Source organism: Rhodococcus sp. 66b, assembly GCF_002076325.1.
GTDB lineage: Bacteria > Actinomycetota > Actinomycetes > Mycobacteriales > Mycobacteriaceae > Rhodococcus_F > Rhodococcus_F erythropolis.
Window position 1 is genome coordinate 233,266 of sequence record NZ_MUZB01000002.1, and the last position, 26,382, is coordinate 259,647.

At 62.3% G+C, this 26,382-nt stretch carries 25 protein-coding genes; 14 read left to right on the forward strand and 11 right to left on the reverse strand.

The annotated features are described in order from the left end of the window. Positions 1-135: 135 nt before the first annotated feature. Positions 136-1,515, forward strand: a complete 1,380-nt coding sequence (locus tag B0E55_RS04095) for an LLM class flavin-dependent oxidoreductase (protein WP_198538393.1) — start codon at positions 136-138, stop codon at positions 1,513-1,515. A gap of 9 nt (positions 1,516-1,524) precedes the next feature. Here the strand turns inward: B0E55_RS04095 and B0E55_RS04100 are convergent, their stop codons facing one another. The 5 genes from B0E55_RS04100 to B0E55_RS04120 form a co-directional block, all read right to left on the reverse strand. Then, complete coding sequence (locus tag B0E55_RS04100) at positions 1,525-2,541, reverse strand: winged helix-turn-helix transcriptional regulator (protein ID WP_021345229.1); 1,017 nt, start codon at positions 2,539-2,541, stop codon at positions 1,525-1,527. Between the two features lie 81 nt (positions 2,542-2,622). Beyond that, complete coding sequence (locus B0E55_RS04105; RefSeq protein ID WP_020908689.1) at positions 2,623-3,489, reverse strand: acyl-CoA thioesterase; 867 nt, start codon at positions 3,487-3,489, stop codon at positions 2,623-2,625. Then, positions 3,486-4,310: a DUF1295 domain-containing protein gene (locus tag B0E55_RS04110; protein ID WP_080909144.1), complete on the reverse strand. Its 825-nt coding sequence runs from the start codon at positions 4,308-4,310 to the stop codon at positions 3,486-3,488. Before B0E55_RS04110 ends, B0E55_RS04105 begins: the two co-directional genes overlap by 4 nt. Beyond that, complete coding sequence (locus tag B0E55_RS04115) at positions 4,277-5,230, reverse strand: SDR family NAD(P)-dependent oxidoreductase (protein WP_080909145.1); 954 nt, start codon at positions 5,228-5,230, stop codon at positions 4,277-4,279. The genes B0E55_RS04110 and B0E55_RS04115 overlap by 34 nt, the downstream gene beginning before the upstream one ends. Then, complete coding sequence (locus tag B0E55_RS04120) at positions 5,227-6,438, reverse strand: acetyl-CoA C-acyltransferase (protein WP_047890093.1); 1,212 nt, start codon at positions 6,436-6,438, stop codon at positions 5,227-5,229. The genes B0E55_RS04115 and B0E55_RS04120 overlap by 4 nt, the downstream gene beginning before the upstream one ends. Before the next feature lie 123 nt (positions 6,439-6,561). Here B0E55_RS04120 and B0E55_RS04125 point away from each other — a divergent pair, with 123 nt between their 5' ends. From B0E55_RS04125 to B0E55_RS04135, 3 genes are read left to right on the forward strand one after another with little or no spacing between them, the layout of a single operon-like run. After that, positions 6,562-7,794, forward strand: a complete 1,233-nt coding sequence (locus tag B0E55_RS04125; RefSeq protein ID WP_080909260.1) for an acetyl-CoA acetyltransferase — start codon at positions 6,562-6,564, stop codon at positions 7,792-7,794. Between the two features lie 43 nt (positions 7,795-7,837). Next, the gene (locus B0E55_RS04130) at positions 7,838-9,355 is read left to right on the forward strand and encodes a carotenoid oxygenase family protein (RefSeq protein ID WP_019744811.1); all 1,518 of its coding nucleotides are present in this window, start codon (positions 7,838-7,840) and stop codon (positions 9,353-9,355) included. Next, positions 9,352-10,083 carry a hypothetical protein gene (locus B0E55_RS04135; RefSeq protein WP_020970393.1) on the forward strand — a complete coding sequence of 244 codons (732 nt, stop codon included), beginning with the start codon at positions 9,352-9,354 and terminating at the stop codon, positions 10,081-10,083. The genes B0E55_RS04130 and B0E55_RS04135 overlap by 4 nt, the downstream gene beginning before the upstream one ends. Positions 10,084-10,157: 74 nt before the next feature. Here B0E55_RS04135 and B0E55_RS04140 read toward each other — a convergent pair whose 3' ends face one another. The 4 genes from B0E55_RS04140 to B0E55_RS04155 are packed head-to-tail and all read right to left on the reverse strand — an operon-like array spanning position 10,158 to position 14,189. Continuing rightward, entirely contained in the window at positions 10,158-11,786 is a 1,629-nt protein-coding gene (locus B0E55_RS04140; RefSeq protein WP_080909146.1) for a long-chain-fatty-acid--CoA ligase, read from the reverse strand. After that, positions 11,783-12,838 carry an NAD(P)H-dependent amine dehydrogenase family protein gene (locus B0E55_RS04145; protein ID WP_080909147.1) on the reverse strand — a complete coding sequence of 352 codons (1,056 nt, stop codon included), beginning with the start codon at positions 12,836-12,838 and terminating at the stop codon, positions 11,783-11,785. Before B0E55_RS04145 ends, B0E55_RS04140 begins: the two co-directional genes overlap by 4 nt. After that, positions 12,835-13,605, reverse strand: a complete 771-nt coding sequence (locus B0E55_RS04150; protein WP_080909148.1) for an SDR family oxidoreductase — start codon at positions 13,603-13,605, stop codon at positions 12,835-12,837. Before B0E55_RS04150 ends, B0E55_RS04145 begins: the two co-directional genes overlap by 4 nt. Further along, positions 13,602-14,189, reverse strand: coding sequence for a nuclear transport factor 2 family protein (locus B0E55_RS04155; RefSeq protein WP_019744806.1), 588 nt, complete (start codon positions 14,187-14,189; stop codon positions 13,602-13,604). Before B0E55_RS04155 ends, B0E55_RS04150 begins: the two co-directional genes overlap by 4 nt. A gap of 114 nt (positions 14,190-14,303) precedes the next feature. Between B0E55_RS04155 and B0E55_RS04160 the strand changes: the two genes are divergently transcribed. The 9 genes from B0E55_RS04160 (at position 14,304) to B0E55_RS04200 (ending at position 23,143) form a co-directional block, all read left to right on the forward strand. Next, the gene (locus B0E55_RS04160; RefSeq protein WP_069146421.1) at positions 14,304-15,107 is read left to right on the forward strand and encodes an ABC transporter ATP-binding protein; all 804 of its coding nucleotides are present in this window, start codon (positions 14,304-14,306) and stop codon (positions 15,105-15,107) included. After that, complete coding sequence (locus B0E55_RS04165; RefSeq protein ID WP_020970388.1) at positions 15,104-15,817, forward strand: ABC transporter ATP-binding protein; 714 nt, start codon at positions 15,104-15,106, stop codon at positions 15,815-15,817. Before B0E55_RS04160 ends, B0E55_RS04165 begins: the two co-directional genes overlap by 4 nt. Positions 15,818-15,820: 3 nt before the next feature. Next, on the forward strand, positions 15,821-16,717 hold the full coding sequence (locus B0E55_RS04170) for a branched-chain amino acid ABC transporter permease (protein WP_019744803.1): 897 nt from the start codon (positions 15,821-15,823) through the stop codon (positions 16,715-16,717). Beyond that, positions 16,714-17,802 carry a branched-chain amino acid ABC transporter permease gene (locus tag B0E55_RS04175; protein WP_019744802.1) on the forward strand — a complete coding sequence of 363 codons (1,089 nt, stop codon included), beginning with the start codon at positions 16,714-16,716 and terminating at the stop codon, positions 17,800-17,802. The genes B0E55_RS04170 and B0E55_RS04175 overlap by 4 nt, the downstream gene beginning before the upstream one ends. A 58-nt stretch (positions 17,803-17,860) precedes the next feature. After that, positions 17,861-19,144, forward strand: a complete 1,284-nt coding sequence (locus B0E55_RS04180; protein ID WP_020970386.1) for an ABC transporter substrate-binding protein — start codon at positions 17,861-17,863, stop codon at positions 19,142-19,144. A gap of 13 nt (positions 19,145-19,157) precedes the next feature. After that, positions 19,158-20,879 (forward strand): class I adenylate-forming enzyme family protein, encoded by a 1,722-nt coding sequence (locus B0E55_RS04185; RefSeq protein WP_080909149.1) that lies wholly within the window; start codon positions 19,158-19,160, stop codon positions 20,877-20,879. Continuing rightward, positions 20,876-21,277 (forward strand): nuclear transport factor 2 family protein, encoded by a 402-nt coding sequence (locus B0E55_RS04190; RefSeq protein WP_019744799.1) that lies wholly within the window; start codon positions 20,876-20,878, stop codon positions 21,275-21,277. The genes B0E55_RS04185 and B0E55_RS04190 overlap by 4 nt, the downstream gene beginning before the upstream one ends. 46 nt (positions 21,278-21,323) lie before the next feature. Continuing rightward, positions 21,324-22,277 carry an LLM class F420-dependent oxidoreductase gene (locus B0E55_RS04195; RefSeq protein ID WP_257237272.1) on the forward strand — a complete coding sequence of 318 codons (954 nt, stop codon included), beginning with the start codon at positions 21,324-21,326 and terminating at the stop codon, positions 22,275-22,277. A gap of 65 nt (positions 22,278-22,342) precedes the next feature. Then, positions 22,343-23,143 carry a crotonase/enoyl-CoA hydratase family protein gene (locus B0E55_RS04200; protein WP_080909150.1) on the forward strand — a complete coding sequence of 267 codons (801 nt, stop codon included), beginning with the start codon at positions 22,343-22,345 and terminating at the stop codon, positions 23,141-23,143. A 46-nt stretch (positions 23,144-23,189) separates the two neighbouring features. On the opposite strand, the gene B0E55_RS04205 is transcribed toward B0E55_RS04200, so the two are convergent. Beyond that, the gene (locus tag B0E55_RS04205; RefSeq protein ID WP_080909151.1) at positions 23,190-24,491 is read right to left on the reverse strand and encodes an MFS transporter; all 1,302 of its coding nucleotides are present in this window, start codon (positions 24,489-24,491) and stop codon (positions 23,190-23,192) included. 266 nt (positions 24,492-24,757) lie between these two features. Further along, positions 24,758-25,945, reverse strand: a complete 1,188-nt coding sequence (locus B0E55_RS04210) for an ROK family transcriptional regulator (RefSeq protein WP_080909152.1) — start codon at positions 25,943-25,945, stop codon at positions 24,758-24,760. Positions 25,946-26,139: 194 nt separating this feature from the next. Here B0E55_RS04210 and B0E55_RS04215 point away from each other — a divergent pair, with 194 nt between their 5' ends. Beyond that, positions 26,140-26,370: a DUF3263 domain-containing protein gene (locus B0E55_RS04215; protein WP_020970382.1), complete on the forward strand. Its 231-nt coding sequence runs from the start codon at positions 26,140-26,142 to the stop codon at positions 26,368-26,370. Positions 26,371-26,382 lie beyond the last annotated feature (12 nt).

Consider the following 26,382-nt stretch of genomic DNA (forward strand, 5'->3'; position numbering starts at 1 on the left):
AGCTGCGCTAGTCAGTGTAGCGGCCCGCCGACGAGGTCGCGAAGTCGACGGTATCGCCGGGTGCAAGCAGGAGCCGAACCGATCGCACTGATCGCAATGGTGGTCACCGCGGAGCAGGCACGGCATGGTGCGGGAATGACCCGCAGAATCCGCTTCAACGCCTTTGCCATGAACTGCGTCGCCCACCAATCGCCAGGTCTGTGGCGTCACCCGGAGGACCAGTCGTCCAGGTACACGGATCTGAGGTACTGGACGGAATTGGCGAAACTCCTCGAGCGTGGACGATTCGACGGGCTGTTCCTGGCCGATGTGTTGGGAACATACGACGTGTACGGCGGCAATCACGACGCAGCGCTGCGGCAGGGCGCGCAGGTACCGGTCTCGGACCCGCTACTGCTGGCGTCGGCGATGGCGGCCGTGACCGAGCACTTGGGCTTCGGTATCACCGCAGGTACAGCTTTCGAGCATCCGTACCCGTTTGCTCGGCGCTTGAGCACCCTCGACCACCTGACGAACGGGCGAATCGGGTGGAACGTGGTCACCGGATACCTCCCGTCGGCTGCACGGAACATGGGCGAGGACGACCAACTCCAGCACGACGATCGCTACGACCACGCGGACGAGTACCTCGAAGTTCTCTACAAGTTGTGGGAAACGTCGTGGGAAGACGACGCGGTGGTGCGTGACAGAACCACCGGGGTCTACACGGACCCCGCCAAAGTTCACCCGATCGAGCACGAAGGCAAGCACTTCACGGTTCCGGGCATCCACATCTCCGAACCTTCTCCGCAGCGGACGCCGGTCATCTTCCAGGCCGGCGCGTCGCCACGCGGGGTTCGGTTCGCCGCGGAGAATGCGGAGGCGATCTTTGTGGGTGCACCGACAAAGGCGATTCTCAAAGACACCGTTGCCCGAATCCGAAACGAACTGACGAAGGTCGGGCGCGATCCGTACTCGGCCCGCATCTACACACTGTTGACGATCATCACCGACCGAACCCCCGAGTTGGCCCAGGCGAAGCTCGAGGACTACCGCAGCTACGCGAGTAGTGAAGGTGCACTCGTTTTCACCTCGGGGTGGATGGGAATTGATCTCTCCGGATACCGGGCGGACGAGCCGATCGGGAACGTCGAGAGCAACGCCATTCAATCCGCGGTCGCATCGTTTCGTCAGGCCGACGAGAAGGGCGGCGAATGGACGGTGGGAGACATCGCGGAGTGGGCGGGTATCGGCGGGCTCGGCCCGATCGTTGTCGGTTCCGGCGCGGAGGTCACCGACGAGTTGCAGGAGTGGGTTGCCGAGACCGACGTCGACGGCTTCAATCTCGCGTACGCGGTGACTCCTGGAACCTTCGAAGACATTGTGGAGCATGTGATTCCGGAGCTGACGAGGAGGGGTGCCTACCAGAGCGACTACGAAGCGGGGACGCTGCGCAACAAATTGTTCGGGCGAGGGGACAGGCTGCCGCTCGAACACCGAGGCCGGAGCTTCGACCGGATCCGCACTGCCGGCTGAGTGGGGATCTCAGGACCAGCCGGACCCCGGCACGTGCACCGAGGTGGTGAGGTCGATCGCCTCGATGTCCGAAGACCTCAGTTCCTCACCACACGCACTACAACCCAGCCTTGCTTCGAACCGCTTTCCACACGCCTTGTGATGGAGAACGATGTCCGGACCGTCCGCGGATCTGAACCAGCGCTGACCCCACGAGATCATGCACATCACGACGGGGAAGTACGCGGTTCCCTTGTCGGTGAGTCGATACTCCGACCACTGTGGGCGATCCGGAAGCGGCCGCGTTTCCATCACACCGATCTCGGTGAGGTGCTTCAACCGATCGGCGACGATTGCCGGCGGCGCACCGGTGATCTCGGCGAACTCTCCGTAACGACGGGCACCTCGGAAAGCTGCCCCGATGATCGCTGCCGACCAGCGATTGCCGACGAGTTCCATCGTGTGAGCCAGGATTTCCGGTCGGCGTTCGGACTTGGTGGAGCGGCGCCTCGACGTTGCTTCGGGCACACTGCGTGAGAAGTCCCCACTCGGCCCCATTTGGGAGTCCAGGGATCGCACGTCGACGTCCTCGCCGCACTCCTTGCAACGCAGGATCGGAGTGAAGTCGTTTCCGCAGGTGCTGTGCCGTAGTGGCGGTAGTGGCGCGGTTTCATTCGGTGCCCACTGCTTCTCCCACGACCACATGGTGATGAGGACCGGCCAGATCGACTGGCCTTTGCGAGTGACCGAGTATTCGTGCCTCGGCGGGTTCTGCTGGTACTCCCGGCGCTCGAGCATTCCGCCGGCCGTCAGGACTGCCAACCGTGAGGACAGCACCGAGTTGGAGATTCCCCCGAGAGCCAGCCAGTCGTTGTATCGACGCGACCCCAAAAGGGCGAACCGCAGAATCCAGAGGTTCCACTCGTCTCCCAGTAGCCCGAGCGTGACCGCCAGTGCGTTGGGTCCGCCCGCAGGCAACTCGGTGACTCCCACCGACGGCGTGGGTGTCGGAGATCCGGCCGACGCCGAAGATCCGGTTGCATTCACTCGTACCACCCCGAAATCATAGGCCGCGAACCCTGCGGCACCGCGAGACCGTACCGAGTGGTCTGCAGAAAGAGTCGGTAATCACTCGATACGGGCAATGAGTAACGCTTCCTGGGTGATTTGGCAGATCTGGAGTCCGGACTGATCGAAGACCGCGGCATTCACGACTGCTCTGCCGGCATGAGCAGTGGGTGTCGAATGCTCGAAGAGGAGCCACTCGTCCGCTCGCACGGGACGCTGAAACCACATCGTGTGATCGAGGGACACGCCCGTCCAATCCGTATCGAGCGAGTGCTCCTGCCCGATGTCGTAGCCGTGCGGAGTCAGCGCGGTTGCCATCAGCATCAGATCACTGGCATAGGCGAGAGCAGCGACGTGAATCAGCGGATCGTCGCTCAGTCGCTGAGCCGAACGCATCCAGATGTTGCGTGGAGGCGCCGCCGAATGCGTCGTGGGGGACTGCGAATCGAGGGGGGACACACGAATCTCGATGGCGGAGAACTCCTCCCACACCTCGCCCAACCCGCCGTCTGCCTCGGCCAACTCCTGCAACGTCACGCACTCAGCGGGCGGGAGTGCGGCGGGTACGGCGCGACTGTGAGTGATGCCCTCGTCGATCGAGGAAGCAGAGACCGTCGAACGGCAGACGAGTCGTCCGTCCTGGTGGACGTCGACGCCTCTGGTGGACAGGCGTTTTCCATCCCGAAGGCGATCTACCGAGAACTCGGTTGCGCGATTCGTCGACCCCGGGCGAAGGAAGTGCGTGTGGACGGAACTGATCGCTTTGCCGTCGGTAACCGTGTGCCCGGCTGCGAGAATCGACTGGGCTACCAGTTGGCCGCCGAACAACTGAGGTAGACGAACACCGTCGTTGGACCCCTGCCACCGGTCCGGGCCGGTCGATTCCAGATCGAAGACGTCAGCGAGACCACTCGTGGGGGCGCTCACGACGCGTGGTTTCGTGCCGGACGGGGCGGACGGGGAAAGAAGCCACTGGTCCGGGCGACGTAGTCTTCGTAGGCCTGGCCTTTGCTCTTGCGCATGCCTCGTTCGAGCAAGGCCTTACCGCTGTAGCTCACCAGTAGTTTGATCATGACGATCGGCGAGACGATCGTGATCAGCGCCAATGGATCACCAAGCGCGAGGATGAACAGTCCGACCCAGACACATGCGTCGCCGAAGTAGTTGGGATGCCGGGTCCAGGCCCAGAGTCCACGATCCATCACCATTCCCGAATTGGCCGGATCTGCCTTGAATCGGGAAAGTTGGTAGTCACCAACCGATTCGAAGACGAAGCCGACGGTCCAGACTGCGATGCCGATCGCACCGAGGACTCCGAGGGCGCGAAACTCGTACATCGCGAACTGGACCGGCAGCGACACCACGAGAATGAGGACGCCCTGGAGGCCGTAGATTTTGCGAATCAGGAACGGAACCAGCGGTCCCTGTTGATGTTTGAGTAGGGCAGTGTAGCGCTTGTCCTGCCCGTGCCCACGGTTTCGGAAACCGATGTAGAGGCCGAGTCGCATTCCCCACACCACGGTCAGTGTCAGCACCACGAGGCGACGCAGATCGTTGCCGTCCGATCCGATGGACGTCAGGTACGAGACGACGGCGACGACGGCGAAGCCAGGCCCCCAACAGATGTCGATGATCGAGTGATTGTTCATCCGGATGGCTACGGCCATCACGACTGCGATGAAGACGAGTACGGCGAGTGCGCTCACACCGAAGTTCAGTGCAAGGTCGGCCAATGGGATGTCGGGCATGTGCGCGCTTTCTGATTGTGGTGGTCGAGCAGTTCGGAAGCGAAGTCCGCGAAGGCTTCCTGTGCGCTCGGATAGGTGTGAGGAGTGCCGAGCCGGCTGGTCACGAGCAGTGCGTCGAGCGCTTTGGCATCGAGTTCTGTTGTGGTGGGCAAGAATTCGGTCGAGCCCTCGACGGCGTCGGCCGAACGCACTCCGTTACCTGCGGTGACGATCACCTGCCCGTTGGTCGTGGACTCGGGATCGACGAGAGCAGTGACCACCGGGGCTACCAGGTCGGCCCCCATGATGTCGATAAATCGTGGGTCCATTCCGGACTCGGTCATCTGCGTAGTGGCATAGGGCAGTACGACATTGGTGAAGACGTTGCGACTCGCACCTTCGCCGGCCGCGGTGCGGCCCAATGCGATGACGGCACCCTTGCTGGCGGCGTAGGCGGACACGGTGGGTTCCCCGTGCAGTCCTGCGGTCGAGGCAATCATCACGATGCGCCCGAATCCGGCTTCGCGCATCACTCGGGAGGCTTCGGCGGCAACCAGTGCGGTCCCGACGACGTTTGTCGTGATGACGGTGCTGAGGTTCTCGGCGGTGGTGCGATGAAGCATCTGTGGACCGCTGACCGCGGCGCTGGTGATGCAGAAGTCGAGTCGTCCGAACCGAGTGAGAGCGTCGTCCACCAACTTTCGACCGACCTCGGGGTCGGTGACGTCGTCGTGGTTGGCGACGGCGTGGCCACCGGCTTCGGTGATTTCGTCGACGACCTGATCTGCAGGGCCCCGGCCGCTCCCGTCGAGTGTGCGATTTCGATTGTTGACGATCACCGTGACCCCTCGGCTCGCGAGATGCAGTGCGACGGCACGGCCGAGGCCCTTACCCCCTCCCGTGACGACGGCAACGCGGCCCGAGAGTGAACTGGCGGTCACGAGGCGATCCGTTCGACGAGCACCGCGACTCCGACACCGGCGGCGCCGCTGACCGCGGCCACACCGTAGCGTCCGTCGCTCCGTACCAGTTCGTCGACACACGCGCCGACGAGAATTGCTCCGGTGGCGCCGAATGCATGGCCCATCGCCATCGTGCCGCCGTTGGGGTTCATGCGGTCCGGCCCGGCGTCAAGATCGCGGCGGAACCGTAGGCAGAGCGCGGAGAAGGCCTCTGCGAACTCGAACACGTCGATGTCCTGTGGACGAAGCCCGGCTCGAGCGATGACTGCCTCCACGGCGCTCTGGCCCGCAGTGAGCATGAGAACCGGATTCACCGAAGTCGAGGCGGATCCGATGATCCGTGCGCGAGGGGTCAGGCCGGCTCTGGCCGCGGCTTTCTCGGATCCGAGGAGTAGTAGTGCTGCGCCGTCGGCCATGGCGGGAGAGGATCCGACGGTGTGCAGGTGTTCGATCTTGCCGACCTCCGGGTAGGCGGCGAGCGCGAGTGCATCCTGACCGGCGGCGCCGAGCCCTTCGAAGGCCGGAGGCAGCGCGGCGAGTCCCTCTGCCGTCGTCTCTGCCCTGACCAGTTCGTCGTGCGCGATTCCGGCTTCACCATTTCTGCCGGGAACGGGCACAACGGACCGCTCGAATGCGCCGTTGCGCCAGGCCTCGGCAGCCTTGTGCTGGGTTTCGACGCCGTACGCATCCAACTCGTCGCGGGAGTACCCCTCGATCGTGGCATTCAAGTCGGCGGCAACACCCATATGGATGGAGCCGATCTGCGCGATGGTTGCCGGGTCGATCCACAGCGGTCCGCGATCACTGAACATCGGAGTGCGGGAGACGCTTTCGACGCCACCGGCCACGACGAGGGAGACGTCGTCGCTGCGAATGCGGGCTGCGCTCTGGCCGACTGCGTCGACGCCGGATGCGCAGAAACGATTGAGGGTCGCGCCGGGAACGGAATCGCCCCAACCGGCAAGGAGTGCGGCAGTTCTCGCGATGTTCGCGCCCTGCTCGTCCACCTGCGATGCGCAACCGAGAACGACGTCGTCGATCTGTTCTGCGGCGAGGTTCGTTCGACCCTGCAAAGCCTTGGCCAGGTGGACGACAAGATCGACTGGGCTGTGTTCGTGGAGGGCACCTCGCGTCGATGCTCGGCCGCGCGGTGTGCGCACGTAGTCGAGGACAAAAGCATCAGTCATTTTCAACCCTTCAATTAGTAGAGTTACTCTGCTAGTTGTAGTACGGTTGCGATGAAATTACAACCGCCGATGCACGGGTATCTCGGTGACGTCACCGATGCCGGATCGGCAAGGGGAGAGGTCATGACTGTTTCGAACATTTGGATTCTCGGCGGGTACCAATCCGACTTCGCACGGAACTTCACCCGTGAGGAACTCGATTTCGCGAACCTTGCCGAAGAGGTGGTGAACCACACCCTGGCCGCGGCGAAGGTTCCTGCCGCCGACATCGAGGTGATCCACGTCGGTAATGCCTTCGGTCAATTGTTTGCCGGCCAAGGTCAGCTGGGTGCGATGCCCGCCACCGTGCATCCAGATCTATGGGGTGTGCCCTCGTCCCGGCACGAGGCGGCGTGCGCATCGGGCAGTATCGCCGTACTCGCCGCGATGGCAGACCTGCGCGCCGGCAACTACGACGCGGCTCTGGTGATGGGTATCGAACTGGAGAAGACGGTTCCGGGTGATGACGCGGCCGGACATCTGGGCGCTGCAGCCTGGGTCGGACACGAAGGTCAGGAAGCAAATTTCATGTGGCCGTACATGTTCGATCGTGTGTCGAAGGAGTACGGGCGGCGCTACGGGATCGACGAATCTCATCTTCGCGCGATCTCGCAGATCAATTTCGCGAACGCGAAGAACAACCCCAATGCACAGACACGCGGTTGGGCGGTACCCGATCTGCTCGGGAATGCAGGCGGCGACGACGCCACCAATCCTGTTGTGGAAGGCGGTGTTCGACGATTCGATTGCAGCCAGGTGACCGACGGTGGCGCCGGGGTTGTGCTGGTGACGGACAAGTACCTCCGTGAGCATCCTGATGCCGCGGCGACTCCGCTGGCCCAGATCGCGGGCTGGGGTCACCGGACTGTTGGTTTAGGTCTCGAGCAGAAGCTGGCCCGTGACGCCGATAATCCCTACGTGATGCCACACGTTCGGGATGCGGTGATGGGTGCCTTCTCCCGGGCCGGAGTCGACCTGGCCGGGATAGACGGTATCGAAACACATGATTGTTTCACGGCGAGTGAGTATCTCGCGATCGACCACATCGGTCTGACCGCGCCCGGCGAGTCGTGGAAAGCCATCGAGAGTGGTGACATCGCCATGGGCGGCAAGCTACCGATCAACCCCAGCGGCGGTCTGATCGGCGGTGGTCATCCGGTGGGTGCCAGTGGTGTTCGAATGCTTCTCGACGCGGCCCATCAGGTGACGGGAAAGGCCGGCGGTTTCCAAGTCGAGGGTGCGAGCCGCTTTGCGACGCTCAACTTCGGTGGAAGTACGGCCACCACCGTCAGTTTTGTCGTCGACGCAGTTTCCTGAAAGTGCAGCCCAGCCTTTCCCCATCAGTCGAAAAGAGAATTCAATGGACGTCGAAATCGTAGGCAAGTTGTTGTCCACCCTTCCCGCCGATGACGATCACCCGTATCGCACCGGCCCGTGGCAACCCCAGACCACCGAGTTCAAAGCGGACAACCTCGAAGTCGTATTCGGTGAGGTTCCGAAAGACCTCGACGGTGTCTACCTGCGCAACACCGAGAATCCGCTCCATCCCTCGATGAAGGCTTATCACCCGTTCGACGGCGACGGAATGATTCACATCGTGGGCTTTCGTGACGGAGAGTCGTTCTACCGCAATCGATTCGTACGGACTGACGGGTTGGCGGCCGAGCAGGATGCCGGCGGCGCCTTGTGGGCCGGACTCGCCGAGTCTCCCAAACTCAGTCGCCCCGAGGGCGGCAAGGGTGCGCGCACCCGGATGAAGGACGCGTCCAGCACCGACGTCGTCGTTCACCGGGGGACTGCTCTCACCAGCTTCTACCAGTGCGGAGATCTGTATCGTCTCGATCCGATGTCGGCGGAGACACTCGGAAAGGAAAGCTGGAACGGCAAGTTCCCCTTCGAATGGGGTGTGTCCGCGCATCCGAAGGTGGACGACAAGACCGGAGAAATGCTGTTCTTCAACTACAGCAAGGAAGCGCCGTACATGCACTACGGCGTCGTGGACTCGGCCAACGAGTTGGTCCACTACGTCGACGTCCCGCTTCCCGGTCCGCGCTTGCCACACGACATGGCCTTCACGGAGAACTACGCGATCCTCAACGACTGCCCCTTGTTCTGGGATCCGGTTCTACTGGAGAAGGGTGCGCACGTCGCGAATTTCCATCCCGATATCCCGCTCCGTCTCGGAGTCATCCCACGCCGCGGAAACACCGCTGACATCAAGTGGTTCGAGGCCGATCCGACCTACGTCCTGCACTTCGTGAACGCCTACGAAGAGGGGGACGAGATTGTTCTGGACGGTTTCTACCAGGGTGATCCGGAGCCGTCGGACAACGGTATGGGCAATCAGTGGGAGCGCGCCTTCCGTTTCCTCGCTCTCGATCGCATGCAGACCCGGCTTCACCGCTGGCGTTTGAACCTGGTCACCGGAGCCACGCGTGAAGAGCAACTCAGTGACTCGATCACCGAATTCGGCATGATGAACGGCAATTTCGCGGGTGAGAAGTACCGATACGCCTATGCGGCTTCTGGTAAGCCGTCGTGGTTCCTGTTCGACGGCTTGGTCAAACACGACCTGCTGACGGGGAACGAGGAACGATTCTCCTTCGGTGACGGCGTGTATGGAAGCGAGACCTCGATGGCACCACGCGTGGGTGGTACCGCCGAAGACGACGGCTATCTCATCACGTTGACCACCGACATGAACGAGGACGCGTCCTTCTGCCTGATCTTCGACGCTGCCCGCGTCGGAGACGGACCATTGTGCAAACTTCGCCTTCCCGAACGGATTTCGAGTGGCACCCACTCGACGTGGGCGCCGGGTGCCGAGCTCCGACGCTGGCAGAGTGCCGACACCGCAGCCGAAGCGGTCGGACTGTGACGGACACGCACGACGCGGGCACGTGGGAGATCCTGCGGCAGGTGGTGATCGGTGCACGAGACCTGGACAAGACCGGTCAACAATTACGTGAAGCGTTGAATCTGGCACCAGGATTCGCAGATCCACTGCTCGAAGACATCGGTTTGGCCGACGAGACCTTGGCCGTCGGGCCGCAGGCATTTCTCGAGATCGTCGCACCGCTCGACGAGACGGTCTCGCTGGCGAGATGGATCCGCAAGGGCGGAGGGGAGGGCGGCTATGCACTCTCGATCCAGGTTTCGAACATCGAGCCCTATCTGGAACGTGCAGCTGCGGCCGATGTTCGGACGGTGGCCGATCTGGAGGCCTACGGTCACCGGATCGTCCAACTTCATCCCGGTGATCTCGGACTGCTCGTAGAACTCGACGAGATTCCCGACGCCGACGAGTGGTTCTGGGACCAGACGGAGAAGGAGGTTTCCCTCGATCCACGGGTCGACGACATTCTCGGCGTCGACGTGTCCTCTCCCGATCCGGCCAAGACGGCGGCGCTGTGGGCCGAAGTGTTCGGCAAGAAACTGGATTCGGCGCGATCACTCTCGATTGCGCTGGGGTCGCGCGCCGTGTCGTTCGTTCCGGGCGAGCGGTCGATGCTCAGTGCGGTCGATCTGGCGGCGTCGATCGGAGCGAACACCGTCGAGCCCGGCCTGATCGTCGGCGGCGTCGAATTCCGGATTCACCCAGGCTGAGCGAGCTTCACATCGAACGACAGAAATCGGGGCCGATCGCTCAACGCGACCGGCCCCGAATTCTTGTCATGGACTCAAGCGAAGTCCTGTCGCAGACGAGTCTTGAGAAGCTTCCCACTCGCGTTGCGTGGCAGTTCCTCGATGAACTGAACTGCACTGGGGCACTTGAAGTGCGCCAGTCGCTCGCGTGACCACTCGATGATCTCCGCTTCGGTGACAGCCGAATCGCCGGAACGAACGACCACCGCAATGGGAGTCTCACCCCACCGATCGGAGTGAACGCCGACTACCGCGACCTCCCGGATGCCGGGGTGGCCGGAGAGAACGCTCTCCACCTCGGCGGGATAGACGTTCTCACCGCCGGAGACGATCATGTCCTTGAGGCGGTCGTGGAGGTAGAGATACCCGTCCTCGTCGAACGATCCGCCGTCTCCTGTTCGGAGCCAGTCGCCGTCCAACATGGTGGCCGCAGTGGCTGCCTCGTTGCGCCAGTAGCGCCTCATGACGTGAGCGCCGCCGATGACCACCTCGCCGCGAGTACCGACCGGGACGTCTTCGAGCGTCACGGGATCGACGATGCGGATGGGTACGCCGAACATCGGTTGCCCGACGGACTTCAACCGATGCGCGGTCGACTCGTCGGTCGCCCGATGATCTTCGGGGGTCAGCATGGTGACGCCGCCAGTCGACTCGGTGAGTCCGTAGGCCTGCAGGAAACTGCATCCGAAAACCTTGGTGGCGTCCTGTAACAGGGGTAGCGGCATGGGCGCCGCTCCGTAGACCAGGAACTGCAGGGCACTCCAATCCGCCTCGCGTACAGCAGGAAGGGAGGTGAGGACGCTGATCACCGCGGGAACAGCGACCGCATGAGTCACCCGGTACTCCTGCATCAGCGCCACCAGCTCCAGCGGACCGGCGATGGTCTTGAGAAGTAGAGCGCCACCGCCGAGCGTCGTGACGAGAGCGAGACCCAGCCCCGCCACATGGAAGAACGGGACCGGGCACATGGCCACGGAATCGGTGTCGAGATCGAGCAGGTGATACATGGTCGCGAGGGCGCGGCCGAGGTTCGCGCCGGTGAGTTCGATTCCCTTGGGGTGGCCGGTGGTTCCCGACGAGTAGAAGATCAGCGCGGTATCGTCGGGAAGGCGTGACACTCCTGGGTCGTCGTCCCCTGCACCGGAGAGCCAGTCGTTCCACGAGACCGAGTTTGCGGAACCGTCCACCGTGACGACGGTCCGGACGCTACCGACCGCCGCGGCGACGTCGGAGAGGCCCTCATCGCCTGCTCCGAGTACGACGACGGTCGGCTCGCTGTTGCTCAGGATGTAGTCGACCTCGCCCGGTGCCAGCCGATTGTTGACGGCCGTCAGAATCGAGCCCATCTTCGAAGATCCGTACAGGACGGAGAGGAAAGACGGTGTATTGGCGCCGATGTACGCCACCCGGTCACCTGTTCGAACACCATCGCGTAGAAGTGCATTCGCGACACGATTTGCTTCGATGTCCAGCTCGCGGAAACTGGTACGGCCGTCATCGGAGATGACGGCGGTGCTCTCCGGACTGGCAATCGCCCGGCTGCGCAGCAAGTCTTCGAGATTCTGCACGGGGCGACCATCGGGTAGGAGCGCGTTCACAGAAGGTTCGCGGGTGGCGGGTTCACGGGTGGCAGTCGAACCTACGGCCGTCGGCTGAGTGGTCATGCTGAATGCTCCAATCTGAAGGGGGCAAAGACAGGGGGTTCGAAAATGCCTGTGGGAGCATCGAGTACATGCTCGACGGCGCGTAGTGCCGGGCCCGCAGTGATGAACTGACCGGCGGTTGTCCGGCAGTTCGGATCTTGTGGTTCGACGAGATTGACGGTCATCACGATCTCGGGTTTGCCGTACAGGTGGACTTCCCACTGATCGCGCCCCGCGTATTCCTCACGATCGGGTTCCATGGTCCAGATGATGGCCAGAGTGAGGAACTGCTTTCCGTCGACCATTGCGTGCCAGCGCCATTCGGTGGTTCCGACGGTTCCGGCGGCGATGCGTCCGGCGGCCACGTCGAGATCCGTTCGCGCCGCAACGACCCTGTGATCGGATACGACCTCGTCGTAGGTGATCCCCAGACGTTCGCACATGAACGCGATGGTCTCCAGATACAGCGACGCGTACAGCGAGGGCAACGGCCCGGTTCCGTCCAGTTCCTCCGGGGGCGAGCCCATTCCCATGACGGTGAAAGCGAAGTCGGGGTCAGGCATGCCGCGAGCGTCGAGCACCTCGTCGATCGTGATGCGGTCCAGTTCGATCGATGTTCCCGTCAGAGCCAACGCCAATCGCTCACCGATGACGCCCGGGCTCACTCCGACGCCGAAGAGCGTCGAATCGCCTTCCTTACATGCTTGGGCGAACATGTGCTCGCGCTCGGTGCCGTGTGCGCGGGGGAAGTGCTGCCCGGCCGTCGTGATCACGTTGATCCCGGCGCGCAGCAGACGGCACAAATCGTCGTCGTGGCGTTCGTACGGAATCTGCAAACGCGGACTGTGGATGAGAACCTGGGGGCGCGAGCGGATGATCTCGTCCACCTCGCGTGTGGCGATCACGCCCGTCGGCGCGCGTCTGGCTATGTCGCCGGCATCGCGCCCGGCCTTGGCATCGCTGTAGACGTACAGGCCGACCAACTCGAGGTCGGGACGATCGATGATTCCGCGGAGCGCGGTCTTGCCGATGGCGCCGGTCGCCCACTGGGCAACACGAATCGGATCGCTCATGATCGAGTGGTCAGTTCGCCGGCGAAGAGGAGCTTGCCCAGTCCGCGTTCGTACCGAATCGGGTCTCGAGCCAGACGCGCACGGGCGTCGATTGCCATGAAATCGGTGTCGCACGTCCACTCGCCGCGTTGCATGGCGGCGAGTCCGGTCGCGGCGATGTCGAGGGGATTTTCCTTGTGGCCCTGCACGTGTGAAGCCATGCGGGTGTCGACACTGCCGACGATCAACGAGGTGACGGTGATGCCGTGCGGTTCGAGTTCGGCACGGGCGATGCCGCCGAGCGACAGAGCAGCCGCCTTGGCCGGTGAATAGCCGCCCATGAAGGCGGTGGGTGCGATTGCGGCGACTGACAAGACGTTGACTATCGATCCTCCGCCGCGGGCGGCGAGGACCGGCGCGAAGGCTCGGATCATCGTCAGCGGTCCGAAGTAGTTGACCTCCATCTCGGCTCGAGCGGCCTCTCGGTCGTCGGCCTCGATCAGCCGATTCCCGGTGAACAGCCCGGCGTTGTTGACGACGACCGAGGTGTCACCGCACGCCGCGGCGGCAGTGTCGACGAGTCCTGGATCGGTGACGTCGAGTTCGACGATGTGCGCACCGGTGGCTCGGAGCTCGGCCGGCACCTCGTCGGGATTTCTCACCCCCGCATAGATTTTGGCTGCGCCCATCAACTTCGCCTGTTGGACGAAGGCCAACCCGAGGCCTCGATTGGCGCCGGTGACGAGGACGGTCGCACCCTCGACCGGAGTTCCGCGAAAGGTTGTCATGAGTTCTCCTGCGTCTGTCGGGTGTAGATGAGGTCGTCGGGGAATTTCTTGCTCTTCTTCAATGACGTTTCAGGCGCGAGCATCCCGAAGATCCAGCCTTCGGCTGTGGCCATGTCGTGGTTCCAGTCCCACCGCAGTGCGCGGTGGCGGATTCCCCACCTGCCGTCCTCGAAACCGAAGCGATCGATCAGGCGCGCCGCGGTGAGTGTGTCGGCTATGCCGTCCGAGGTCTTGATTCGTGCGAAGGCAAGCACGTAGGACTCGACGTGTGCTGTATCCCCGTCGAGTTCGACCAAGACGTTGGTCATTGCGTGGGTGGTCAGTGACCGTGGGTGGGTGATGGCCCCGGCGATGTGGTCGATGTAGTCGTCGGCGGTGCCGGTGAAGACACCCCCGTGGTCTTCGGTTGCGCCGGGCAGATAACACCGCCTGGCGTCCTCGACGTCGCCGCGGTCTGCGGCTCGGAGGAAACGAGCCAGAACCTCGTAGATTTCCTGCTTGGCGACGAGAGCGTCGACCGGGCTGTAGTCCCTGACGTCTGGGCCCCCGCCGCTGTCGACTGCGTGAATGTTGTTGGACCTCACGATGATGTCCCTTCTCGGCTCCGGATCGGGGGCCGCACGTTGACGGAGTGCCTCTGTTTACTGTAGTAATCTCTATCACACTGTTAATTGAAGTGTCACGAGGAGGTGAAACCAATGCTTGGAAACACACCACCCGCACAACCTGGGAATGCACCGGTCGTACTCACGCTTTCCGATGTGTCGATCGAATTCGGCGGAGTCACGGCTCTCGACGCCGTCGGCTTCGACGTCCGCGCGGGACAGATCTGCGGACTCATCGGGCCGAACGGCGCTGGTAAGACCACGCTGTTCAACTGCATCACAAGGATTTACGAACCGAGTCGCGGTGTCATCACCTGGCAAGGAACCGACCTGTTGGGATTGCGTCCCTATGCGTTGGCATCTGCAGGAATCGCTCGAACTTTTCAGAATCTCGCGCTGTTCGGCGGCATGAGTGTCTTCGACAACACCATGGTCGGTGGATCATCGCGAGGTCGCTTCGGGCTCGTGAGTGGGCTTCTCGGCCTGCCTCCGGCGCGTGCGCGAGTCCGAGAACTTCGAGAGAAGGCCTGGTACCTGCTCGAACGTCTCGAACTCGTCGACGTCGCGAACGCACCCGCGTCCGGTCTACCGTTCGGAACTCTCAAGCGTGTCGAACTGGCACGGGCATTGATGTCCGAGCCCTCGCTGCTTCTGCTGGACGAACCTGCCGGCGGGCTCACGCACAGTGAAGTCAAAGAACTGGGAGAACTGATCGTCTCGCTCCGCGACGACTTCGGCTTCGGCGCGCTTCTGGTCGAACACCACATGGGATTGGTGCTCGGGATCTCCGATCACGTTGTCGCCCTGAACTTCGGCCACAAAATTGCCGAGGGAACCCCGGCGGAGATCCAGCAGGACGACGCCGTGATCAACGCGTACCTGGGACGTGCCGCATGACCCTGCTGAGCGTCGACGATCTGCACGCCGGTTACGGGCGAGGCAATGTACTGCACGGGATTTCGCTCGACGTGGAACCCGGCGGGGTCGCTGTCGTTCTCGGCGCGAACGGTGCAGGCAAGACCACCATGATGCGCGCGCTTGCCGGATTGATCCCGCATCAGGGAACGATCACCTTCAACGGGTCGCCGTTGGGATCCAAACCTGAACGCGCTGTGGCCGCCGGCGTCAGCCTTGTCCCACAGGGCCGCGGAACTCTCGGTCAACTGTCGGTGCGTGACAACCTGCTCGTCGGCGCTGCCCTTCGTAAGGACAAGGCGGAGATCGAAGCCGACATCGAGCGGTGGTGTGAGACATTCCCCGTGCTCGCGAGGAGGTCCACACAGTTGGCCGGTTCTCTTTCAGGCGGTGAACAGCAGATGCTCGCGGTCGCACGGGCATTGATGAGCCGTCCCACCCTCCTTTTGTGCGACGAACCGAGCCTGGGGCTGGCGCCCATCGTCATCGCCGAATTGTTCGACACGCTCGGTGCGATCAACCGCAGCGACGGAACTGCACTGCTGATCGTGGAACAGAACGCCGATCTCGCGATGAAACTCGCGTCGAAGGTCTTCCTGCTCGACGTAGGCACCATCGTCGCTGCCGGAACGCCCGAGGAATTTCGTTCCGACGACGTCGTGCGCAGCGCTTACCTCGGGTACCAGGAGTAAACGGTGACACTCTTTCTCGAACGACTCATCTCCGGATTGACCAACGGGTCGATCTACGCAATTCTCGCGCTGGCACTAGTGGTGGTGTTTCGCGCCACCGGCACGATCAACTTCGCTCAGGGCGAGTTGGCCCTGTTCACAACCTTTGTCGCCTGGTGGCTGACGACGATGTCCTGGCCGATCTGGTCGGCGATCGGAGCGGCCCTGGCATTGGGGTTCCTGCTCGGAGCATTGATGGAGCGTCTGCTCATCCGGCCGGTTCAGCGTCGAAGCGACATGGCAGTGCTGATCGTGGCACTGGGATTGTTCACCGGGCTCAACTCGTTGGCCGGAATGCTCTGGGGGAGCGATACCAAGATAATGCCGAGCCCGTTCCCCAACGGTCCGACCGACTACATCTCGGTGGGCGGTGCGCGCGTGTACGGCGACGCACTGGGCGTACTGGTGGCGCTCGTTGTCCTACTTGTGTTGATGTCCTTGCTCTTTCGCAAGACGAGAGTCGGTCTGCACATGCGTGCCGTCGCGGACAATGCCGAATCTGCCACTCTCGCCGGAGTTCCGACCAGCCGGATACTCGCAATCGGTTGGGGAGTAGCAGCAGCCATCGGTGCCCTGGCCGGTGTCCTGGTCACTCCGCTCTCGCCGCAACAACTCGGTCTCACGACCATGTTCCCGATCTTCATCGCAGCATCCGCCGCAGCGCTGTTCGGCGGCCTGGACAGTCTCGTCGGCGCCGTGGTCGGCGGGTTGACGATCGGTGTCCTGGAATCGATGCTCAGCGGCTACATTTCGGTCATCGGCGGTTCGCTGCAGCAGACATCCGCCCTGTTGATCATCGTGGTGATCCTCTTCGTCAGACCCAATGGACTGTTCGGTACCAAGAAACTGGAGCGGGTATGACGACGCTTGCCGAGAGAAATGAACCCACCGTCGCCGAAAAGGCAGTCAGGCGACCGCGGGTAGTGGTCGCCGGATCGACGTCGTACCGGATACTCCAGTTGGTTCTGCTGGTGGCTGCCGTGTGTGCGTTGCTTCTCGCGTCACAGAGCGCGCCGTTTCGCGTGGGGCAGTTCACGAGCGTCTTCATCATCGCGATTGCCATTGCGGGACTCAATATCGTCAGCGGATACACCGGACTTCTGTCGATCGGCCATTCTGCCTTCTTCGGCCTGGGCGCGTACACGACCGGCGTTCTGATCGTCGATCGCGGATACTCGCCGTTGACCACGATCCCGATGGCGGTCGTATTGTGTTTTGTACTAGGGCTTCTCGTCGGTCTTCCCTCGTTGCGGATCAAGGGGCTGTATCTCGCTCTCGTGACACTCGCCGTCGCTGTTGCATTTCCCGAGGTGATCCGCAAGACCGGGGATCTGACCGGTGGTGCCGCCGGAATGGTGGTTCGCGCAAATCTGCTCGTTCCGCCGAAATGGACGGGTCTGACCCGAGCCGACACCTACCTCTGGATCTTTTGGGTGTCGGTGGTGACTCTGGCGATCGTCATGCTCCTGATTCGCAATCTCGTCAAGAGTCGATTCGGTCTGGCTATGGTCGCGGTGCGTGACAACGAGATCGCGGCGAGCGCAAATGGCATCAACGTCGCGCGGGTCAAGATTCTCGCTTTCGGGCTTTCCGGCGCGATCACGGGCCTGGCAGGTTCACTGTTCACGATGTACATCGGCGCGCTCTCACCCGAATCCTTCTCGCTGATGAAGTCGATCGAGTTCATCACCGGACTGGTGTTGGGCGGAATCGCAACCCAATTCGGCCCGATCGTTGGGGCAACGGCAGTGGTGTTCTTGCCGTACTACACCGGAAGCGTCACCGACGGCCCCGTGTCGGGAGTGGTGTTCGGCGCGGTGCTGATCGCGATCGTGTTCTTGATGCCGGACGGAATCGTCGGACGGATCAACAGCGTGCTCCGACGGTTCGTCCTCGTGGTTCCCGCAGATCATCCCAAGTATCGCGAGGGTGAACCTCGCACCTGAGCGCCGTCTCCCTCGCCCACTCTCGTTTCCCTCAACTCACAGCAAGGAACTGGACGATATGAAAAGGCAGACCACGATTCCCGCAGTCATCGCCGCTGCGGCACTACTCCTTTCGGCCTGCGGAGGTAGCTCCGACGCAGAGAGCAACACGTCGACATCGGCCGGCGCAGTATCGGTCGACGACTGCAGTGATCCCAGCGGTGCCGCAGCGCCGATCACCGACAAACTCACGGTGGGATGGAGTGGGCCGACGTCAGGCCCGCTCGCCGATGCCGTCGGCAACGTGATCGAAGGAATGCGAGCACGGTTCGAGGTGGAGAACTCGGCCGGCGGCGTCGGCGGCGTCAAGCTCGACGTCGTGGTCAAGGACGATGCATTCTCCCCGGAGCGCGCCAAAGCCAACGTCGGAGAGTTCATTCAGAAGGACAAGGTCGACGTTCTGGGCACCTTCGGGGCCGGGCAGTTGAACGCCATCGCGGACGATCAGACCACTGCCTGCGTGCCGTTGCTCTTCGCGCAGGCAGGCATGCCCGAGTTCCGGGTCATCGAAGACTTCCCGTGGACCACGGAGTATCTACCGGATCCGGGCGTCGAGATGGAGGTAGTGGTCGAGAGCTTGAAGAAGAAGTATCCGAACGGCGCCAAGGTCGCACTGGCCACGAACCAGACCGAGTCCGGACAGGGAATCGCCAACGGCTTCAAGTCCGCGATCGAAGGAACCAACTTCGAGATCGCGGCGGAGGAGGCGCTGACCGACCCCAAGACGGCGGCTTCGACTCTCAAGGCCAGCGGCGCCGAGGTTTTGGTGGTCGCCGGTGTCACTACCGACTGCCTCGCGATCACTCAGGCGATCGGACGTGTCGGATGGAAGCCCGACACCGTGATTCAGCCGTCGAACTGCGTCGACGGTGCGACCCTGTATGCACCCGCCGGTGATGCTGCCGACGGGCAGCAGGTGATGGTGTGGCTCAAAGATCCCAACAACGCTCTCTACAAGGACGACGCGGCGGTGCGCGACTATCTCGCCGGTGCAGCGGCTCACGGTGCAGATTCCCCGACCAACAGCTACACCGTGAACGGCTGGGCCATCGGTGACCTGTTGGTGGACAACTTCACTCGGGCCTCTCAGTCATCCGACGGACTCTCACGTGCCACCATCATGAGTGCCGCGCGAACGCAGGACTACCACCCGCCGATGTTCATCGACGGAATCAAGTTCACGATGACCGCGGACCATGCGTTGGGAATCCTGGCCTTTCAGCCGTTCGAGTGGAATGCCGCTACTCAGGCGTTCGAGAAGCAGGGCGACGTGATCGACATTTCCGGCCGTTACGAGAACTGAATCGAGTGCGCGAATGAACAAGACACACAGGGGATTGCATCCTCGCGTCAAGGTGGACGAATACACCTCGAAAGGGTGGTGGTCCGACGAGACGATCGATCACGTGTTCCGGGCGCAGGTGCGGGCCCGAGGGGACGAGCTTGCCGTAGTTGATCCGGCGAACCGCAGCGAGTTGTCCGGCGGAGATCCAAGACGCCTCAGTTGGAACCAACTGGAGAGCGAAGTCATCTCGCTCGCTGCGCGCTTCACCGAGGCAGGCTTGGGCCGGGGAGACGTTCTGGGCGTTCAGATGCCTAACACCGTCGAACTGGTCGAGGTCTACCTTGCAGCGTGGTCGCTGGGGATCGTGGTCTCACCCTTGCCCATGCAGTACCGCGAACGTGAAGTGGAAGGAATGGCCAACCAGGCGGCGTTTGCAGCATTTGTCACCGTGCCCAGCTTCGGGGACAGATTCCCGGCTACGGAGATCGCTGCAATCAGATCCCGAATTGCCTCTCTGAGATCGGTATTCGTCTACGCTCCCGAATCAGAGCTTCCGGCTGAGCTTCCTACCGGCGTCGTGGGGCTGAGTCCTCGGGCAGCCACCGAATCGCAGCGAAGTGCTCTGGACAGACGAAACACCGAAGATCCGAACGACCCCAACGACGCGATGACGATCTGTTGGACCTCCGGAACCGAAAGCGAGCCGAAGGGGGTCCCACGTTCGCACTACGAGTGGCTGGCCATCTGCTGGGCCACGATCGATGCTCCCGACATCGTCGTCGACGACGTCCTGCTTAACCCGTTCCCGATGGTCAACATGGCCGGAATCAACGGAATGTTCCTGCCCTGGCTCCGCACGGGATGTGTACTGGTACAGCACCACCCGTTCGACCTTCGAGTGTTCCTCGGGCAGATCGAGGCCGAGCGAGTGACATACACGGTAGCGCCGCCTGCTCTGTTGTGGATGCTGCTTGCCGACGAGTCGATGCTCGCGGCGGTCGATCTGTCGAGCTTGACGCGGATCGGTTCGGGTTCTGTGCCACTGCAACCTCCGATGGTGCGGGGATGGCAGGAGCGATATGGAATCGGAGTCATCAACTTCTTCGGATCCAACGAAGGCATCAGTCTGCTCTCCTCGCCTGCGGACATGCCGGATCCGGACGACCGCGCACGGTACTTCCCTCGTTTCGGTGTCGAGAACTTTCGCTGGAGCACCAGGATCTCGGACTGGATGGACGTTCGCCTGGTCGACGTGGTCACCGGCGAGGACATCACCGAAGTCGGGCACCCGGGTGAGTTGCGAATCAGCGGACCGACGGTCTTTGCCGGCTATCTCGGCGATCGACCGTCACCGTTCGACGAGCGCGGATTCCTGTGCACCGGAGATATCTTCGAGATTGCCGGTGATCACGGACAATTCCTCCGCTACCTGGATCGCGGCAAGGACCTGGTGATCCGCGGTGGAATGAACATCGCTCCGGCCGAATTGGAGGGGTTGATCGCCGAGCATCCGGCCGTCGCGGACGTGGCCGTCATCGGCGACCCCGACGAAGTGCTCGGTGAGCGCGTCGCAGCAGTGGTGACACTTCGACCCGAGACGGAACTCGAACTCGATGCTCTGGTTGCGTTCCTGAAAGACAAGCGCATCGCGTCGTACAAACTTCCCGAGCGGCTGGAGATTCGGAAAGAACTGCCGCGCAATTCGACCGGAAAGATCCTCAAGCGTGAGCTTCGACAGAAGAGTGTGGCATGAGTGTGATGAACGACAGTGACAAGCTTGCGTTGGCGCGTGAGATGTTCCAGGCGTGGGACGTCATGGACTGGGCACGCGTCGTCGACCTGTTCGCCGAAGACGGTGTGCTCCACAGCGTGATGCAGGAACCTCTTGTCGGCAAGGAGGCTGTAGCGGGCCGAATTGCATTGCTGGCAAGCAAGTGTGAACGGATCACCCTGAAGATCGAGTCGCTCGGCGTGATCGACGGCAGGGTTTTTGTACAGCGAGTGGACGATTTCCACTTCGACGGGACCCACGGCGTCGTTCCTGTTGTCGGAATCCTCAGCATGGCAGACGGGCTGGTCACAGAGTGGCTCGAATACTACGACCGTCCGACACTCTTGAAGGGAATGGGTCTTGTCTCCGATTTCGAATAGCGGGATTTCGAATAGCCGACTGCCGACGATCGATATCTCCCTGGGCTTGTGGCAGGACCGTCCGCCGCGGGAGGTGACCACTACTGCACGCCTCGCCGACAAACTGGGGTTCGGCCGAGTGTGGGTGGGGGAGATGGCGACGTACGACGCCTTTGCTCTGGCGACGTCAGTCGGCGCCGGCTTCGAGCACTCCGAGTTGGTGGTCGGCCCGCTCGCGGTGACGGTTCGTGATCCGGCGATGATCGCGATCGGGGCGGCGTCGGTAGCCGACCTAACCGGGCGTCACGTGTCGATAGCGTTGGGCACGTCCAGCACTGTCGTGGTCGAAAAATGGCATGGGCGAAGCAGATCCGGGGCCGCACGTGCACTCGCGGAGTCAGCCTGCGCTGTGCGAGCGCTGATGAACGGCGAGCGGGGCGAAGTCGCCGGAACGGTGATGCGGACCAGTGGATACCGACTGCGACTTCAGCCGCCGGGTGGGCGGTTGATCGTTGCAGCTTTCGGAGACAAGGCCCTTCGCGCCGCGGTGGAGTTGGGCGACGAACTGGTGCTCAATCTGGTCAGCCCGGAGCAAGCGGGGCGCCTGATCGCACGGTGCAAGGAAATCGCGGCTGAAATGGGAACGCCGATGCCCCAGGTGTCGGTTTGGGCGCCGGCGGCCGTGGCAACCGAAGGCCCAACTCAGATGTCGATCGATCAGCTCAGACGTGGGCTTGTGCCGTATCTCGCTGCCCCCGGGTACTCGGACATGTTCGTACGAGCAGGGTTTGCATCCGTGATCGAGGCAGCCAGGGCCGGGACCGCGCCTCGAGAGATCTTGAGTCAGGTCTCGGACGCGATGGTCGCGACAGTGGGAATCGTGGGAACCGCGGCCGATGCGCGCGAGCAACTCGAGGCGTATCGAGCGGTCGGTGTGGACACCGTCGTGGCCGTGCCTTCATCCACTGATTCGGATCCGGCCGGGCAAGTGACGATGGAACTTCTTGCCGAGATGGTATGACGAATCCCCGACGAACTTACTCTCAGGTAAGTTCGTCGGGGATATGTCGAATCGGAGGAGTTGCCGTGAGTGATCGTGTTCGTGTCGAGGTAGTGCAGTCGGTGGCGTACGTGACGCTGAACCGGCCGGAGAAACTCAACGGTCTCGATCTGGACATGCTCGACGCGCTGGTGGACGCGGCCCGAACGATCAGAACTGATCGTTCGATCCGGGGCGTGGTTCTGCAAGGCGCGGGCGACGCATTCTCGGCCGGATTGGACTTCGCTTCTGCCGGCAAGCAGCCGAGCCGGATGGCCAAGGCCTTTGCGAAATTTCCCGGTCAGAAGACCAACCTCTTTCAACGTGCGTGCTGGGTGTGGCGCGAATTGCCCGTGCCGGTCATCGCGGTCGTTCACGGCCACTGCTTCGGCGGGGGACTGCAATTGGCGCTCGCCGCAGACTTTCGATTCACCACCCCTGATTGCACGTTCTCGGTGATGGAGGCGAAGTGGGGATTGATCCCCGACATGACCGGAACGGTCACGATGCGCGAACTCGCGGCAATGGACGTCGTGAAACGCCTCGCCATGACTGCTGAACTATTCGACGGAAATCAGGCTCTCGAGTGGGGTTTCGTGAGCGGAGTCAGCGATAATCCGCTCAAGCCGGCACAGGAACTGCTGTCGCAGATCATGACGCGCTCACCGGACGCCGTCGCAGCAACGAAGACGTTGTTGCACAAGACCTGGAACCGATCGCCTCGCTGGGCATTCTTGATTGAATCGCGGATCCAACTGGCGCTGATGAGAGGCAAGAACCACAAGATCGTACGCTCCGCGAATACTGCGAAGACGTTGCCGGAGTTCGCCATTCGAAAGTTCGGCTGACAAACTCCGGCATCGCGACGCCGTGGGGCGTTCTCATTCAGGTCGATTACACCATCAGATCTCGTCCAGATCGGTCCTTGATGAGGATCGTGGCGACGAACGACACTGCGGCCAACAGGGCGAGATAGATCGAGATGGCAAGAGTGCCACCGGTCTTGCCGAGGAGCCATTGGGCGACGGTGGGAGCAAAGGCGCCGCCGAAAATGGTGCCGACGGCGTAGGAGATCGACGCGCCGCTGTAGCGGATCGAAGCTGGGAAAAGTTCGGCGAACAATGCCGGTTGAGGTCCGTACGACAGTCCGAGTCCGACCGAGAACAGGATCATCGCCACGTAGATCCAGCCGAGATTGCCGGTGTCGATGAGGAGGAAGAACGGCACCGCGAAGAGGATCATTGCGAGGTTGCCGACGTTCATCACCGTGGTGCGGCCGCGCCGATCCGACCAGTAAGCGCCGATCATGGTGAAAACGCCCCACGTGACTGCACTTGCGAGCGTGGCAATCAGTAGTTCGGTCTTACCCAGGCCGTAGGTCTTGGTTGCGTACGCGACGATGAATCCGCCGATCACCATGTAGCCGTTGCCGTTTGTGCCGATGAAGGAGAGGGCCGCGAGTACGACCTGCTTCGGGTGTTTCTTGAACAGAGTTCGGATCGGCGTGTTGCTCTCGGTGCGGCGTTCCTTGAGTTCGGCGAACACGGGTGACTCGCTGACCTTGCTTCGAATGTAGAAGCCGACGCCGATCAACACGACGCTGAGCAGGAACGGCACTCGCCATCCCCAGGTGGTGAACTGTTCGTCGGTGAGGGTGAACGTGCACAGTGCCAAAACGCCGGTGGCGAGCAACATTCCGAGCGGTACGCCCATCTGGACGAACGCTCCGAAGAATCCTCGACGCTTGGTGGGTGCGTGTTCGACGGCAAGAAGAGCAGCCCCACCCCATTCGCCGCCCGTCGAGAATCCCTGCACGATTCTGAGAAGGATCAACAGGATCGGCGCCCAGATCCCGATCGAGGCATACGTCGGCAGCACGCCGATGAGAACCGTCGCGGCCCCCATCATCGCCAACGTCGCGACCAGGACACGTTTACGGCCGAGTCTGTCGCCGAGATAGCCGGCCACGATGGCGCCGAGAGGACGGAAGACAAAGCTGATGCCGACCGTGACGTAGGAGACGATCTGGCCTGCCGAGCCCATCGGCTTGAAGAACAGGTCGGCAAAGATCAGGGCTGCGGCTTGGGCGTAGATGAAGAAGTCGTACCACTCGACGGTGGTGCCGACCATCGACGCCATCGCGGCGCGGTCGTACTCCTTCGCGGCGGGCTTGGTGCCAGTTCTGGTTGTGGTCATCGAGCTACTTTCTGCCAGTCACGTGGTTCACCGGCGCGGTGAACTGCGAAGTCGGAACAGGGGAGAAACGCTGTTCGATCTGCGACGTTGCCGGTGTGCTCGGTGCATGCTTTTGGCTGACTCGGAGCGTTCCTGCGCGATCTCATTGTCGATATTGGCAACCGAATGATCGGTAGGTAATGAATTATGCAGAAGTGTGAGCTTCAATACAAGGGGTGCCGGAAAGGTCTGATTATTTGGCGCAGAGCATGCGAGGACTCAGTTGCTCAGGTGTGGAGCGACGCGGCGATCCGCAGATCGATTTGCCTGGCGCTGAGCAGATGGTCGAGGACGAGAACCGCACAACCGAGGATCCCGGATTGTGCGCCGTGGCTGACCGAAGCGATCTGAAGCTTTCGGGTGGCAAGCGCCGTTGCGTTGCCGTAGACGGACTCCCGGAGTCCGGCGAGGAAGAGCTCGTCTGCCTCGGCCATGTCGCCGCCGATGATCAGGACCTCGGGATTGAGGAGGTTTACCGCGCCGGAAATGACGTCGCCGATCAGTCGGCCGCTGCTTCTGATGAGCCGGCGGGCTTCGCTGTCGCCGTCCAGGGCGAGGCGGACAACGTCACGCACGTGCCCGACGCTACGGCCCTGATCTCGGAGGGCGTGCACGAGAGCCCAACCGCTGGCGACGGTTTCGACGCAGCCGACATCACCGCAGCGACACTTCATGCCCCGCGCTGCAGCGGTTTTGGTATGCCCGATCTCGCCGGACGCTCCGAGTGAACCGCGTTGGAGGATTCCGCCCATGACGATTCCTGCGCCGAGGCCGGTTGACGCCTTGATCATCAGGAGGTTGGGCGCGCTCTCGCGTCGTTCGCTCAATTCGGCCAGGGCCATCACGTTCGCATCGTTGTCGGCAAACAGTGGCGCCATGGTCACCGATGCCAGATAGGGGGCAAGAGCGACGCCGTCCCATCCCGCCATCATCGGAGAGTCGAGGCTCGCTCCCGCGGCGACGTCGACCGTTCCGGGAATGCTCAGTCCGATTCCGATGACCTCGGTAGACGCGCGTTGGACCTGGGCCAGTAGTGACGAAAGATGCTCGGCAATTTCGGGCATCAGTTCGTCGGGGCCGACCCCGACCGACTTGTCGATGTCTTCTGCGGCGAGGATCGTGCCCGCCAGGTCGGTGACGGCAAGTTGTGCCCGCGATCGACCGATTGCCACGACGAGAACCACGCCGGACGAGTTCGCGAAGGTGAGAGTGGACGGCGGCCGGCCGCCCGTCGACGGGCCCTCGTCGTCATCGGCGATCAAACCAAGCGATTGAAGTGCTGCAACCCTGGCCGATACCGCCGTCCTGGACAGGCCGGTGAGCTTCCCGATCTCGCTGCGCGTGGTCGCGGAACCGCTGCGTATCAGCGTGAATACCTCTCCCGCGGTAGCCGGAGTCGTGGACGGTCGGGTCATTGTCCTATTCAAGCATTCCTCGTCGGTAACTTCAGCGTGCGAAAGTTCGCATACTTTGTCCACAAAAAGACGTAAGTAAGTCTTGTGAAAAAGCAGAAGTAGGCATAGTCTGTGTCTTGACTCACTGCCACGGGCGTCCGAGGAGACGAGTCGCAGTTTCTGTGAAGCAGGGCGCACAAACAGGGGAGAACCTGATGAGCCGCACCGATACACAAGAGATCGTCGAGTTCGCACGTAAGTGGCAGCAGTTCGACGGTGGACCTGACGAAGAGATCTTTGTAACCTTCGGCCTCGCCCCGGACGAGTATTTCCGCAGGCTGCAGGCAATTCTCGACGACGGCGTCGTAGCGCTGACTCCGCCGGTCACCGGCGAGCTCGCAACGGTCTGTGCACATCGACTCGGCCAATCGGCCAGGCGTCGATAAGCCCGACCCGGC